Here is a 13,572-nt window from a genome sequence, read left to right as displayed (position 1 = left end):
AATCCTGAGGCTAGCGGGCGGAGAAGCCCGGCGGCGTCCTGCCGGTGCGCTGCTTGCGTGCCGCATAACGCGCGTCACGCTTGGCCTTGCGTTCGGCTTCGTCGGCCAGAAAACGGGCGATGCGCTCGTTCTCTTCGGATTCCCGAATCTTGGCCTCAGCCTGTGCAGCTTCCTCGGCGGCGATACGTGCCGCTTCGGCTGCTGCCTCGCGCTCGGCCTTCTCGACCGCTTCGCGTGCCAGCTTCTCCTGCTTCAGCCGAGCCTTTTCAGCCTCGCGGATTTCGCGGGCCGCAAGGATCGCCTTGCGTTCAGCCTGCCGCGCCAGCACAGCGGGATCATCCGCTGCGGGCTTTGCCTTGAAGCGCTCGAGGAGCGCCTTCTTTGCCTCGTTTGCGGCATTGCGCCGCTCGAAAACGTCTTTTTCCCTGTAGATAGCCAAGTCCACTTCCCTGAAGTCAATTCGCGAGGCTTACATACGCGCGAAAACCGAGAGTTCAAGCGCCAAAACGGCATGGCAGCCATGAAATTGTCGGCTGTTGCACTCGGGAGACGCCTTTGGAGCAATTTCAGGGAAAGTGTGAAACGGTTTTCCGGGAAAAGCGCGCAGCGCTTTCCCTTGGGAATTGCGACGAAGAGATTGAACCGAAAACGACATGCACTGTTCACCGTCGCGCCTCTGGCGGCGAGGTTGGCGGATGGCTACGTCTAGCGGCAAATTCCAACACCAGGATGACATTAGATGGAACTCGGTCTCTACACCTTCGCGGACGTCAGCCCGCAGCCGGGCCCCGGCGCCATCGGCCCGCATGAGCGGCTGCGCAACCTGATCGAGGAGGTCGAGCTGGCCGATCAGGTAGGCCTCGACGTCTTCGGCCTCGGCGAGCATCACCGGCCCGACTATGCCGCCTCCGCACCGGTCGTGGCCCTGGCCGCGGCCGCCGAGCGCTCGAAGCGCATCAAGCTGACCAGTGCCGTCACCGTTCTGTCTTCCGATGACCCGGTGCGCGTGTTCCAGCAGTTCGCAACGCTCGACCTTCTGTCGGGCGGCCGCGCCGAGATCATGGCCGGACGCGGCTCGTTCATCGAATCCTTCCCGCTGTTCGGTTATAACCTCGAGGACTATGACGAACTGTTCGCCGAAAAGCTCGATCTGCTGCTTGCCATCCGCGACGGCGTGAAGGTTACCTGGTCCGGCAATCTGCGCGCGCCGATCAACGATCGCGGCGTTTATCCCCGGCCCTTCCAGGACAGGCTACCGGTCTGGATCGCCATTGGCGGCACGCCGCAGTCTGCCGCCCGCGCGGGTGCGCTCGGCCTGCCGCTGGCGCTCGCCATCATCGGCGGCGAGCCGGCGCGCTTCGCGCCGCTGTTCGATCTCTATCGCGAAGCCGCCAAGCGCGCCGGCAGCGACCCGAGGGGCCTTGCCACCAGCATCAACGTGCACGGCTTCATCGCCGAGACGACCGAGCAGGCGGCCGACGATTTTTACGGCCCGCAGGCGGAGGTGATGAACCGCATCGGCCGCGAGCGCGGCTGGGGTCCGACATCCCAAGCGCATTTCGACCAGTCGCGCGGCCCGAACGGCGCGTTGTTCGTCGGCGGTCCCGAGCAAGTGGCTGAGAAGATCGTCGCCCAGCACAAGATCTTCGGCAATGACCGCTTCCTGCTGCAAATGGCGATCGGCACCATGCCGCATGCCAAGATCATGAAGGCGATCGAACTCTACGGCACCAGGGTGGCGCCGATCGTGCGCAAGGAAACAGCCAGGGCTGCCACAGCCGTCACCGCGCCAGCCTGACGGAAATGTCGGCTGCTGGCTGCTACCATTGAGAAGGGCCGGATTTATCGTTCTCGTCGCCACGACATTCGGAAGAAGCCAAATCTTTCTTCCAACTCCGTGAGTGCAGGCCTGGATGCTGCGGCGCGCTCTGATTTCCGGACCCGTGCAAACGGGCCTCATTCCGGAAGCCGGCTCATGGAACCTGCGCCCATAACTCTGCGTTCATGCAAGCAATAGCCGATCGCCGAGGGCGCCGGCTCGAGGGTGAGCATGAAAACAGAACACGCTGCCTTGGGCCGCGCCATCGCCGACGAGTCGGATTCGCGCGTTGCGGCCCGCGCCGACACGCATCTGATGCGCTCGCTGCTGGTCGGCATTTTCCTGTTCATGGCCATCTATGCGCTCTACTTCGCTCGCGCTTTCTTCATGCCGGTCATTCTGGCTTTCCTGCTGGCGCTGACGCTGACGCCGATCGTTAGGCTCCTGCGCAGGCACGGCATCTCCGAAGTGGTTTCGGCGACCCTTCTGGTGCTGTTGTCGATCTGCATCTTTGCCAGCGTAGGCTACCTGCTCAGCGGACCGATCATCGACCTCATCAACAACACCTCTTCGATAGGCCAGCAACTTGCCGAACGGCTGGCGCAATTGCGCCGCCCACTCGAGAAGATCATGCAGATTTCGCATCAGATCGAACAGCTGACCCAGACGTCGCAGGAGCCGGGCATCCAGAGGGTGGCGATGGCGCAGTCCGGCATCCTGTCGGCGGCCGCCAGCAACATCCTGTCGGCCGGGACAGGCCTGACCATCATCTTCGTGCTGTCGCTGTTCCTGCTCGCCTCCGGCACGATGTTTTATGAAAAGATCATCCAGTCCTTCGCCAGCCTCAGCGAAAAGAAACGGGCGCTGCGCGTCGTCTATGACGTCGAGCGCGAAATCTCGCACTATCTGCTCACCGTCACCATCATCAATGCCGGCCTCGGCACGGTCATCGCTCTCGGTTTGTGGGCGCTCGGCATGCCCAACCCGCTGGTCTGGGGAGCCGCCGCGGCGTTGCTCAACTTCTTGCCCTATGTCGGAGCGCTGATCACCATCGTGCTTGTCACGGTCATGGCGTTGATCAGCTTCGATACCATCTTCTACGCGCTTCTGGCGCCGGCCTTCGTGATCTTGTGCGACATCGTTGAAGGCCAGTTCGTGACGCCGATGGTGGTCGGCCGGCGTCTGGAGATCAACGCCGTGGCAATCTTGATCGCCATCGCCTTCTGGTCATGGTTGTGGGGCTTCGTCGGCGCCCTGATGGCGGTGCCGCTGCTGGTCGTCATCAAGGTATTCTGCGATCATTTCGACGGGCTCAGCCATGTCGGCAATTTTCTCGCCGCGCAGCACGCGGTTGTCGTCGAGGAGGACGACATCGCCGACCCCGAAGCTATCAAAGGCTGATCAATATTTTTGAATTTGCGGCGCCGCCGGATGCTTCCTACATGCGGTCCTGACACAGGATCCCATCCATGACCGCTCTTTCCGTTCTCGACCTGTCGCCGATCGTCGAAGGCAGCGATGCCTCGCAGTCGCTGGCCAACTCGCTCGATCTTGCCCGCCATGCCGAGCGCCTGGGCTACAAGCGTTTCTGGCTGGCCGAGCATCACAACATGCCGGGTATCGCCAGCGCGGCCACAGCCGTCGTCATTGCCCATGTCGCCGGCGGTACCAAGACCATTCGCGTCGGCGCCGGCGGCATCATGCTGCCCAACCATTCGCCGCTGGTGATTGCCGAGCAGTTCGGCACGCTGGCCGCCTTGCATCCGGGCCGCATCGATCTCGGCATCGGCCGGGCGCCCGGCACCGACATGGGCACCGCCCGTGCCTTGCGCCGCAATCTCGAGGCCGGGGTCGACAATTTCCCTCAGGATGTCGTCGAGCTGATGGGCTATTTCCAGCCGGCCGAGGAAGGCCAGCGAATTCGCGCCGTGCCCGGCGAAGGCCAGAACGTGCCGGTCTGGATCCTCGGCTCCAGCCTCTACGGCGCGCAGCTCGCCGCCATGCTCGGCCTGCCCTACGCCTTCGCTTCGCATTTCGCGCCGGCGGAGCTGGATCACGCGCTGGATGTCTACCGCTCGCGCTTCCAGCCGTCCGAGCAGCTCGACAAGCCGCATGTCATGCTTGGCCTCAATGTCTTCGCCGCGCCCACCGATGCGGAGGCCCGTTTGTTGTTCACCTCGCTGCAACAGGCTTTCGTCAATCTGCGCACCGGTCGGGCCGGCCGGCTGCCGCCACCTGTCGAGAACTATGACCGCGATCTCGATCCGATGGCAAAGACAATGCTCGGCCAGGCATTGTCCTGCGCCGTCGTCGGCTCTCCGGAAACGGTGCGGCAAGGCCTCGATGCCTTCGTGCGCCGCACCGGTGCCGACGACCTGATGGTCACCGCGCAGATTTTTGATCATGCGGCACGGGTGCGATCGTTCGAGATCCTGGCCGACGCGCACAAATCCCTGTCGCAGGCGGCCTGACAAATCCTGGTACGACTTACGCCGGGGGCAGGCTACGCGCTCACGCTCTGCGCAATCGCGCCGAGCGGACGGCATGAATTGCGGATCATCAGCCTGCCCTTGAGCAAAAGCTTGCGCGGCGGCGCGTCCCTGTTGCCGGCGAGACGATCGAGAAGCAGATTGGCCGCCTGTTCGCCGATCGCCTGCACGGGCTGGGCCACCGTGGTCAACTGCGGCTGGAACACGTCGGACCATGGAAAGTCGTCGAAGCAGGCGACCGAAATATCTTCCGGGCAGGACAGGCCGATGTCGCGGATCGCCTTCATGGTGCCGATCACCATCGGATTGTTCGCCGAGAAGATCGCGCTTGGACGATCATGCGAGGAAAGCATCTGCATGGTTTCGTTATAGCCGTCGATCTCGTGGAAATTGCCGAAGCGGATCAGCTCCTCGGCGATCGGCAGGCCGGCGGCGTGAAGCGCCTCGCGATATCCCGCCATGCGGTCATGCATCGGCGAGATGTCCGAGGTGCCGGTGATGTAACCGATGCGCCGGTGGCCGAGATTGATCAGATAGGTGATGGCGTCGAACACCGCGCGCTGGTTGTCCAGCACCACGGCATCGGTGTCGATGCCTTTGCAGATACGATCGAGCAGCACGACCGGCACGTTGGCGTCGTCGACGATCCGCTTGAGGATCGCGCCGTCGCCGACGCGCGCCACGATCAGCCCGTCGACCATGCGGTCGAGCAGCAGCCTGATCTGGTCGTCCTGGGTGTTCAAATCCTCGTCCGTGCAGCACAGCATGACGGCATAGCCGGCCCGGTCGAAGGCCTGCTGGATGACCGAGACGACATCGGTGAAGAACGGGTTGGTGATGTGCGGCACGGTCAGTCCGATGGTGCGGGTCGTGCCCATCTTCAGGCTGCGGGCGATCGCGTTGCGCTTGTAGCCGATATCGCGGATTGCCTGCTCGATGCGCTGGCTAAGCTCCGGGCTGACCGTCGCCGTGCCATTGATCAGCGCCGAAACGGTGGCGACAGAAACACGCGCCGCTTCAGCCACATGAAGCATGGTGGGCGCGGTGGATTTGCGGTGTCTTTTTTGCCCTGACGCTGTCATTTTCGAAACGTTTCGCCACCCTTGTTGGCCAATACGTACGGAATCCTGTCCTTTTAAGCAAGAATCGAATTGCATCAAACGCCCGGCACCTTATATCGGCTTGACATGATCGAAACGTTTAGATTAGCGTTTGCGGGAAGTTGACGACGACGGAAGGGAGGCCGCCATTGTCATGCAAGAGAGCAATTCCCTTTCACCGGAGCACGGTGCGGCCGATCGGTCGCACATCGTTCTGAGTGCCGAGCGCATTTCCAAGAGCTTCGGCGGCATCGCCGCGCTTGTCGATGTCGGCTTTGAGCTGCGTCGCGGCGAGGTTCATGCCTTGATGGGCGAGAACGGCGCCGGCAAGTCGACGCTGATGAAAATCCTCTCCGGCGTCTATACCGACTATGAAGGCACGGTCAGCGTCGATGGCCGCCCCGTCAGCTTCGCCGGCGTGCGCGACGCCGAGGATGCCGGCATCGCCATCATTCATCAGGAGCTCAACCTGGTGCCCGAACTCAGCGTCGCCGACAACATCTTCCTCGGCCGCGAGAAGCTGATCGCCGGGCTGATCGTCGACCGCAAGGCGAGCAGCCGCGCGGCAGGTGCTTTGTTGCAGCGGCTCGGCATCGAACTCGATCCGCAAGCCCGCGTCGGCGCCCTGCGTGTCGGCGAGCAGCAACTGGTCGAGATCGCCAAGGCTCTGTCGATGTCGGCACGCATCCTGATCATGGACGAGCCGACCTCGGCGCTGTCGCCGGCCGAATGCCAGCGGCTGTTCCGCATCATCCGCCAGCTTGCCGACAGCGGCGTCGCCATCGTCTACATCTCGCACCGCATCGACGAGGTCATGCACCTGGCCAGCCGCGTCACCGTGTTTCGCGACGGCCGCCATGTGCTGACCGAGCCGATGGCCAGGCTCGACGAAGATACGATCATTTCGGCGATGGTCGGCCGCAACCTGCTCGCTTCCTCCGAGGAAGAGCGCAACACCAGCGGCATGACCGTGCTTTCGGTCGAAAACCTGTCGCTGTCGAAGCCCGATGCGCATGGTTGGCGCACGGTGATCGACGGCGTCGGCTTCGATCTTGCCGCCGGAGAAATCCTCGGCATTGGCGGGCTGCTGGGTTCGGGCCGCACCGAGATCCTGGAAGCGATCTTCGGCTCGAGCAATGGCCGCACCGGCGGCGAAATCCGTATTGACGGCCATCCCGTGGACATCCGTTCGCCGCGCGATGCGAGGCGGCTGGGCATTGCGCTGGTGACCGAGGACCGCAAGACGCAAGGGCTGCATCTGCAGGCTTCGATCGCGGACAATGTCGCGCTGCCGCTGGTCGGCTCGCTGGCCCGCTTCGGCATCCGCTCGCTGGCCGGCGAGCAGGGGCTGGCGCGGCAGGCGGTCAAGGCCCTCGGCATCCGCTGCCGGGACATCGACCAGCCCGCCGGTACGCTGTCGGGCGGCAACCAGCAGAAGGTTGTCATCGGCAAATGGCTGGCGACGAAGCCGAGGGTGCTGTTGCTCGACGAGCCGACGCGCGGCATCGATGTCGGCGCCAAACGCGAGATCTACGACCTGATCTTCAAGCTGGCGCGCGACGGTCTCGCCATCGCCGTCATCAGCTCCGAACTGCCGGAGCTGCTGCACCTCTCCGACCGCATCCTGGTGATGGCCGATGGCCGCCAGACAGGCATTCTTTCCCGCGACGCGGCCAGTGAGGAGGCCATCATGCGCCTCGCCGCCCCGCGCCGGACCATATCGAGACCAGCCGCATGACCGTTTTGAAACTCCTGTCCCGGACCAAGCTCTATTGGGGCCTGATCGCCATCTTCCTGATCGGTGTCCTGGGCTCGCCGATGAGCTCGAAGGGCAACAACATCTTCCTCTCCTACGGCAATCTGCTCGATGTGCTGCGCCAGGTGTCGACCACCGGCCTGATCGCCACTGGCATGACGGCTGTCATCATCACCGGCGGCATCGATCTCTCCGTCGGCTCGCTGATGGCCATCTGCTCGGTGGTCTGCGCCATGCTGCTGACGGTTCCAGGCGTGACGCCGGGCGTCGTGCTGGGCGTGCCAACCGTCGCCCTGGTGGCGCTTTGCCTCGGTTTCGTCGTCACCCGTTTCATTTTCCAGAACCTGGCAAAATCCCGTGCCGGCGCCGACCTCCTCCGTGAGATCAAGCTGGACGGGATTCGCGGCCTGGTCACGCCCGCCGTCGTCGGCGTGGTCCTGTGCTGCCTGTCGCTGTGGTTTCTGCTGCCGCAGATCGAGCCGAAATTCGGTGTGCTCGGCGTGCTGCTGGTGGCGCCGTGCGTTGGTTTGCTGTTCGGCGCGCTCAACGGCTTCATCATCGTTGCCGGGCGCCTGCAGCCCTTCATCGTCACCCTGGCGATGATGGTGACGGCGCTCGGCATCGCACGGTTGACCGCCGGCCAGAACAATGCGGTGCTGCCGGTCTATACAGGCTCCAACGCGACCGCCGATTTCGAGATCCTGCGCTCGCTGGTGTTCGGCATCATCCCGATGCCGGGCCTGTTCTTCCTCGGCGCCATCCTGATCTATGGCGCGGTGCTGCGCTTCACGCCGTTCGGCCGTTACGTCTATGCCATCGGCGGCAACGAGGAGGCGGCGCGCCTCTCCGGCATCGCCGCCGGCCGCGTCAAGATCGCAACCTATGCCGTCTCGGGGCTGCTCGCCGGCATCGCCGCCGTGCTCTATGTCGCACAGTACCGGCAAGGCAAGCCGGATGCCGGCGCCGGGCTGGAGCTCGACGCCATCGCCGCCGTGGTCATCGGCGGCACCAGCCTGATGGGCGGGCGCGGCAGCCTCACCGGCACGTTCTGCGGCGTGCTGATCTTCGGTCTGCTCTCCAACATCCTGCAGCTCCACAACATCAATTCGAACCTTCAGCTGGTGCTGAAGGGGATGATCATCATCGGCACCGTGCTCGTGCAGGAGCGCAATGCCGGTGATCTCCTGGCCTATCTGCGCCTGCCCGGCGGGCAATCGGCGCACAAGGAAACGGCCGCGGCAAAGCGGCCGTCGCAAGAGACACCGTCTCTCAATCTCGGAGGAAACAAAAAATGAAACGACGTGACATGTTGAAGCTTGCCGCCGTGACCGCGGCACTGCTGACCGCCACCGCGCTGCTGACCACCGGCAATGCCTTCGCCCAGGACAAGAAGTGGAAGATCGGCTTCTCGCAGGTGACGACGATCGAGCCCTGGCGCGCGCAGTTCAACAAGGACATTCTGGCCGAAGCCGCCAAGCATCCCGAGGTCGAACTGATCATCACCGACGGCGAGGACAAGACCGAAAAGCAGGTCGCCGATGTCGAGAACCTGATCCGCCAGGAAGTCGACGCGCTGTTGGTGTCACCGAAGGAATCGGCCGGCCTGACCGGCGTCGTGCAGCAAGCGATCGATGCCAAGATCCCGGTCTTCGTGCTCGACCGCAATGTCGAGACCAAGGACTACACGCAGTTCGTCGGTGGCGACAACGCGCTGATCGGACGCGCGGCCGGCGAATATGCCGTCGAACTGCTTGGCGGCAAGGGCAAGGCTGCAGGCAACGTCGTCGAGATCTGGGGCGGCATGGGCACCCAGCCGGCGCATGACCGCCACGACGGCTTCCACGAATTCACCGACAAAGAGCCGGGCATCAAATATCTGCTCGACCAGCAGTCGGGCGACTGGAAGCAGGATCAGGCCTACAATCTGATGGCCAACGCGCTGAAGAGCAACGAGAAGATCGATCTCGTTTACGGCCACAACGACCCGATGGCCTATGGTGCCTATCTCGCCGCCAAGGATGTCGGCCGCGAAAAGGACATCAAGTTCATCGGCATTGACGGCCTGCCCAACGAAGGCGTGCAGATGGTCAACAAGGGCGAGCTGACGGCGACCTTCACCTATGTCACTCCCGGCGCCGAAGGCCTGCGCCAGGCGATCAAGTTCCTCAACGGCGAGAAGGTCGAAAAGACCATCACTCTGCCGACCGAGAAGATCACCAAGGAAAACGCTGCCCAGGTGCTGAAGGACAACGGCCTCTGAGCCAAGCTTCCTGCCGGGTGCCTTTTTGGCGCCCGGCGGTCTAAGCCAGCTTCACCAGCAGCTTCATGAAGGTGGCGATCTCCTTGGCCGAGAGCGGCGCCAGCGTTTCCTGGGTGATCTCGCGCGCCAGCGGGATCAGGCGGTCGATGGCATCGCGGCCTGCCGCGGTCAGATTGACCAGCAGCCGTCTCTTGTCGACCTCGTGCCTGGAAAGCTCGACCAGGCCGCGCGCCTTCAGCCGGTCGATGACGCCCTTCACCGTCGCCGCATCCATCGCGATCAGCGTGCCGAGCTGGTTCTGCGAGGTCTCGCCGACGTCACGCAGCTTGGCCAACGCCGCGAATTGCGGCGGCGTCAGATCGCCGATATGCGCGGCAAATATCGCCACATGGCGCTGATGCGCCTTGCGCAGGATGAAGCCGACCTGCTCCTGCAGGAGGTAATCCTGGTCGTCCGGCGCCTCGACCTCGACCAGCTTGAGCAGATTGTCCTCGCCGCTCACCGCAAGCCATCCCAGGCTTTGATGTCATCGGCCGCGAGACCACCCATGCCATTGTGGATGCGCGGGCCACAGGTCATGGCGAGGCAGAACAGGATTTCGTCCGGGCGCGGACCATCGCTGATGCCGACTTCCATGGCGTCGAAATGGCTGCGCACATAGGCGGCGTTGATGTGGCCGAGCGGTACATCGAGCTGTGAACCGAACGCGCCGACCTTCTTGGCCGACGGCACGATCGCCTTGGCGTCGCCGAGCCGTTCGCGCATGGCGTAGCCGCCGGGCACATGCCACAGCGCACCGTGCTCCAACTCGCCCGCCGTGCCGACAATGGCGCCCTTGCCGTAGCCGTCGATCTGCTTGACGTCGCCGCCGAGCGCCGCGATCAGCCGGTCGGCGAGCAACAGGCCGAGCGGCTTCAGATCGTCCATGGCGCTCTGCAAGTCTTCGACATAGCGCCCGGCGAACGGGTTTTTCACCAGGGCCATCGCGGCGGCGCGGCGGCGCGGCACCTGGGCCACCGGCCCGCCCTCGTGAAAAATCTCTTCGGTCAGCACCGCGATTTTGCGGATCGAAAACTCAGGCATGGGCAACTTCCTCCCTCGAACTTTTGTTGGGCGCTGCAAGCGCGACCGAGCCACTGATGCGGGCCTCACCGCCAAGAAACAGCGCCGATCCGGCAATCAGGCCGCGCCGGCGAAAATCTTCGGCGACGGCAAGGCCATTGTCCAGCGCCCGCGCCACTTCGCCAAGGGCAAGCGTGCCGACACCATGTGTCACCAGGCGCGCGCCGAGATCGCTGTCGGGCGACAGTTCATGTGCGGGAATGCGCTTGATGGCGGGATTGCCGGGCAGGTCCACCGCGTTGGCAATGAGGGTCGCTGCCGCATCTGCCTCGGCGCCGGTCCGCGCGAGCACGGTGACGGCGTCGGCAATGCCAAGCGAGAAGGAGCGGCCGCGCCAGCCGCTGGTGGCAACGCCACGAACGCCATCTTCCGCGCGGATCGTGATCCGGTCGGCCATGCCGTTGCCGGTGCCGGCGACCGCCAAGCCCATCGACTGTCCCCTGCCGATATGGATTGCGCAGTCGCCGCCATTGTTGACATAGGCGCGCTCGAGCTTGCGGCCGGCAAGCAATGCGGCGAGCATTTCGTCGGCTACCGATCCCGCGACGGCGGCCATCGGTGTTATGAAGCATTCCGCCAGGGGCATGACGGCTGCTTCCATGCGGCGCGCCGTCGGGCCGGCGAAGGTGCGCGGCGCCAGGAAAAACGCCGGTAGTCGCAATTCGGGGAGCTCCTCGACCAGCTCCATCAGGATCGTCTGGAACCGCGCTACCGCCTGTTCATAGGCTCGGCGGCATTCATCCGCCTCACCAAAAACCTCGACGATCAGGTCGATCGGCCCGTGGTTGAGATGGAGCCGCTTGCCGTCCTGCAGCCAGTTGGCTTGCGGGCCTTGCATCACCCGGCCCCGTTCGAGCCGGCACGGCGCAACTGCTCGAGTGGCGGCCATGGATTGGTGGCTTCGGCGCCTGTGCCGCGGCGCGGATTCAGGTACTCACCGCCTTTTGCGACAATATCCTCGACGCTGCGGATCTCGGCCTCGTAGCCGCCGAGCCTGACATAGTCGTCGCGGCGCAGCGTGAATTCGATAGGAGCCACCAGCGCCGGCGTTGGCACATAGCCGAAGGCACCCTCAGGCACTCTGGTGACATCGACCATCAGCGTGATGCCGCCGCCCGGCCAGACATAGACTGGCGCGCCGCCGACCGTGACATAGGTGGTCAGGCCCTGAACCGAGCGGGTGAGGTTGACCGGGTTTTCGGTGACGCCGGCCCGCAGCGAACCGCCGGCACCGCCGATGAACAGCACGGTGCACAAAGCCGGCTCGCAATTGTCCTCGATCAGGCCGACCGACTTTTGCAGCCGTTCGGGAAACGGTTTTTGCACCGGTTTCAGCTCGTCATCGAGCTCGTAATAGGCGAACTGCTCGCCGGTGGTCGACACCATCAGCAGCGACAGACCCGGCCGCGCGCCTTTCTTGGCGTTCCACTCTCCGAGGATCGACAGCGGGTCTGAAATGCTGGTGCCGCCCCAGCCCAGCCCGGGTTCGGACACCTTGAAATAGCGGCCCGGCGTCGAACGGCGGCCGATTATCTTTATCCCGGTATCCTGCCAGCCCAGCACCTTGCCGGCCTGATGCTCGGAAACAACGCCGGTGATGTGGTCGTCGACCACCACCACCTCGTCGACAAGCCCGCGCCATTGCGTGGCGAACATGCCGATGGTGGCCGAGCCGCAGCCGACGCGCATTCGGTGTTCCTGCTTGCCGTCGATGACAGGTGCTTTGCCGGCTTCGACTATGATGGTGGCGCCGCCGTCGATGGCCAGTTCCACTGGCTTGCGGTTGCACAGATTGAGCAGCGCGTCACAGGTGGCGCGCCCCTCGGCCTTGGAGCCGCCGGTCAGATGGTGCACACCGCCCAGCGACAGCATCTGCGAGCCATACTCGCCCGTCGTGACATGGCCGATCGCTTCTCCTTGCGATCGTACGACAGCCGTTTCGGGTCCGATATGACGGTCGGTGTCGATCTTCACCTTGACGCCGCAGTAGGAAAAAATGCCTTCCGTGACGACGGTGACGAGATCGACGCCTTCGACCTCCTGGCTGACGATGAAGGGGGCCGGCTTGTAGTCGGGATAGGTGGTGCCGGCGCCGATTGCGGTGACGAAGCGGCGGCCGGTGTTGACCAGTTCGCCGTCCCAGGCCTCGCCCACGGCGACGAACGGCACGATCGCCGCGCCGGTCTCGGCCGCATGGTCGAGGATGGTCAGCGGATCCATCCGCACGATCCTGCCGCCGACATTTCCGTAGCGGTCGCAGGCGCCGGTGCGCCCATCCGCGATGTAGCACATCACCGGACAGGCATCGCAGCGGATCTTCTCCGCCACCAGCTTCTCGCCGGGATCATGGGTCTCGAAGCGTTCGGCAAGCTCGGTCATCGGCGTGCTCCTTTTCGCGGATGCCATCTTTCTCCCGGATGCCAGCGCGGATACGCGTCGGCGTCGCCGGAACTTTGGTGACCAGCACACCGGTGGCGTGGCGGATGGCGTTGAGGATCGCCGGCGCCGTCGGGATCAGCACGTGCTCGCCCAAACCCTTGGCACCAAAGGGTCCTTCCGGATCCGGAACTTCTATCAGGATGGTTTCGATCGGCGGCACGTCGCCAATGGTCGGGATGAGATAATCGTGCAAATTCTCGGTGCGGCCGGGGATATACTCTTCCATCAGCGCCATGCCGATGCCTTGCGCAATGCCGCCTTCGATCTGGCCCTCGGCCAGCAGCGGGTTGATCGCCTTGCCGACATCATGCGCGGCGGTGATTTTCAGCAGCTTCACCGTGCCGAGCTTGAGGTCGACCTCCAATTCGGCGATCTGCGCGCCATAGCCGTAGACGGCGTAGGGTTTGCCCTGGCCCTTGGCGTCGAGGGGCAGCGTCGGCGGGTCGTAGGTCTCCTCGGCGCGAAAGACGAAGCCTTCGGCATCCACGTCCAATGTGGTGAGATCGATGCGGCGGGTGGCTTCTCCCTCGCGGATGACGATCGCCGAACCGTCCAGTTGCAGAGCGGCTTTTTTCCAAACATTGGCG

13 protein-coding genes are annotated in these 13,572 nt (G+C 64.0%); 6 read left to right on the top strand and 7 right to left on the bottom strand.

What is annotated here, in order from left to right:
- Positions 1-10: 10 nt before the first annotated feature.
- Positions 11-439, bottom strand: coding sequence for a DUF6481 family protein (locus tag EOD15_RS15295; RefSeq protein ID WP_023761392.1), 429 nt, complete (start codon positions 437-439; stop codon positions 11-13).
- A gap of 300 nt (positions 440-739) precedes the next feature.
- On the opposite strand from EOD15_RS15295, the gene EOD15_RS15290 reads away from it, so the two are divergent.
- From EOD15_RS15290 to EOD15_RS15280, 3 genes are all read left to right on the top strand, one after another.
- Positions 740-1,798 carry an LLM class flavin-dependent oxidoreductase gene (locus EOD15_RS15290; RefSeq protein ID WP_127321808.1) on the top strand — a complete coding sequence of 353 codons (1,059 nt, stop codon included), beginning with the start codon at positions 740-742 and terminating at the stop codon, positions 1,796-1,798.
- A gap of 252 nt (positions 1,799-2,050) precedes the next feature.
- Complete coding sequence (locus EOD15_RS15285; RefSeq protein ID WP_127321809.1) at positions 2,051-3,220, top strand: AI-2E family transporter; 1,170 nt, start codon at positions 2,051-2,053, stop codon at positions 3,218-3,220.
- 68 nt (positions 3,221-3,288) lie between these two features.
- Positions 3,289-4,290 carry an LLM class flavin-dependent oxidoreductase gene (locus EOD15_RS15280; RefSeq protein ID WP_127321810.1) on the top strand — a complete coding sequence of 334 codons (1,002 nt, stop codon included), beginning with the start codon at positions 3,289-3,291 and terminating at the stop codon, positions 4,288-4,290.
- A 32-nt stretch (positions 4,291-4,322) separates the two neighbouring features.
- Here EOD15_RS15280 and EOD15_RS15275 read toward each other — a convergent pair whose 3' ends face one another.
- A complete protein-coding gene (locus tag EOD15_RS15275; RefSeq protein ID WP_127267670.1) occupies positions 4,323-5,342 on the bottom strand; it encodes a LacI family DNA-binding transcriptional regulator in 1,020 nt (339 codons plus the stop codon).
- A gap of 220 nt (positions 5,343-5,562) precedes the next feature.
- On the opposite strand from EOD15_RS15275, the gene EOD15_RS15270 reads away from it, so the two are divergent.
- The 3 genes from EOD15_RS15270 to EOD15_RS15260 are packed head-to-tail and all read left to right on the top strand — an operon-like array spanning position 5,563 to position 9,424.
- Positions 5,563-7,146, top strand: a complete 1,584-nt coding sequence (locus EOD15_RS15270; RefSeq protein WP_127408600.1) for a sugar ABC transporter ATP-binding protein — start codon at positions 5,563-5,565, stop codon at positions 7,144-7,146.
- On the top strand, positions 7,143-8,459 hold the full coding sequence (locus EOD15_RS15265) for an ABC transporter permease (protein WP_127322601.1): 1,317 nt from the start codon (positions 7,143-7,145) through the stop codon (positions 8,457-8,459). The genes EOD15_RS15270 and EOD15_RS15265 overlap by 4 nt, the downstream gene beginning before the upstream one ends.
- Positions 8,456-9,424 (top strand): substrate-binding domain-containing protein, encoded by a 969-nt coding sequence (locus EOD15_RS15260; RefSeq protein WP_127322602.1) that lies wholly within the window; start codon positions 8,456-8,458, stop codon positions 9,422-9,424. Before EOD15_RS15265 ends, EOD15_RS15260 begins: the two co-directional genes overlap by 4 nt.
- 40 nt (positions 9,425-9,464) lie before the next feature.
- On the opposite strand, the gene EOD15_RS15255 is transcribed toward EOD15_RS15260, so the two are convergent.
- From EOD15_RS15255 to EOD15_RS15235, 5 genes are all read right to left on the bottom strand, one after another.
- The gene (locus EOD15_RS15255) at positions 9,465-9,926 is read right to left on the bottom strand and encodes a MarR family transcriptional regulator (protein WP_127271007.1); all 462 of its coding nucleotides are present in this window, start codon (positions 9,924-9,926) and stop codon (positions 9,465-9,467) included.
- Positions 9,923-10,507, bottom strand: a complete 585-nt coding sequence (locus EOD15_RS15250) for an amino acid synthesis family protein (protein ID WP_127321301.1) — start codon at positions 10,505-10,507, stop codon at positions 9,923-9,925. Before EOD15_RS15250 ends, EOD15_RS15255 begins: the two co-directional genes overlap by 4 nt.
- Entirely contained in the window at positions 10,500-11,384 is an 885-nt protein-coding gene (locus tag EOD15_RS15245) for a UPF0280 family protein (RefSeq protein WP_127321302.1), read from the bottom strand. Before EOD15_RS15245 ends, EOD15_RS15250 begins: the two co-directional genes overlap by 8 nt.
- The gene (locus EOD15_RS15240; protein WP_127321303.1) at positions 11,384-12,925 is read right to left on the bottom strand and encodes a 6-hydroxynicotinate reductase; all 1,542 of its coding nucleotides are present in this window, start codon (positions 12,923-12,925) and stop codon (positions 11,384-11,386) included. The genes EOD15_RS15245 and EOD15_RS15240 overlap by 1 nt, the downstream gene beginning before the upstream one ends.
- Positions 12,891-13,572, bottom strand: a 682-nt coding sequence (locus EOD15_RS15235) for a molybdopterin cofactor-binding domain-containing protein (protein ID WP_148129557.1), incomplete at its 5' end; no start/stop codon positions are given. The genes EOD15_RS15235 and EOD15_RS15240, both read right to left, overlap by 35 nt.

The organism is Mesorhizobium sp. M7A.T.Ca.US.000.02.2.1 (assembly GCF_003996995.1).
In the GTDB taxonomy this organism is placed as follows: Bacteria; Pseudomonadota; Alphaproteobacteria; order Rhizobiales; family Rhizobiaceae; genus Mesorhizobium.
The sequence above is the reverse complement of the archived record's forward strand: the minus strand, read 5'-3'. Positions and strand labels throughout refer to the sequence as shown.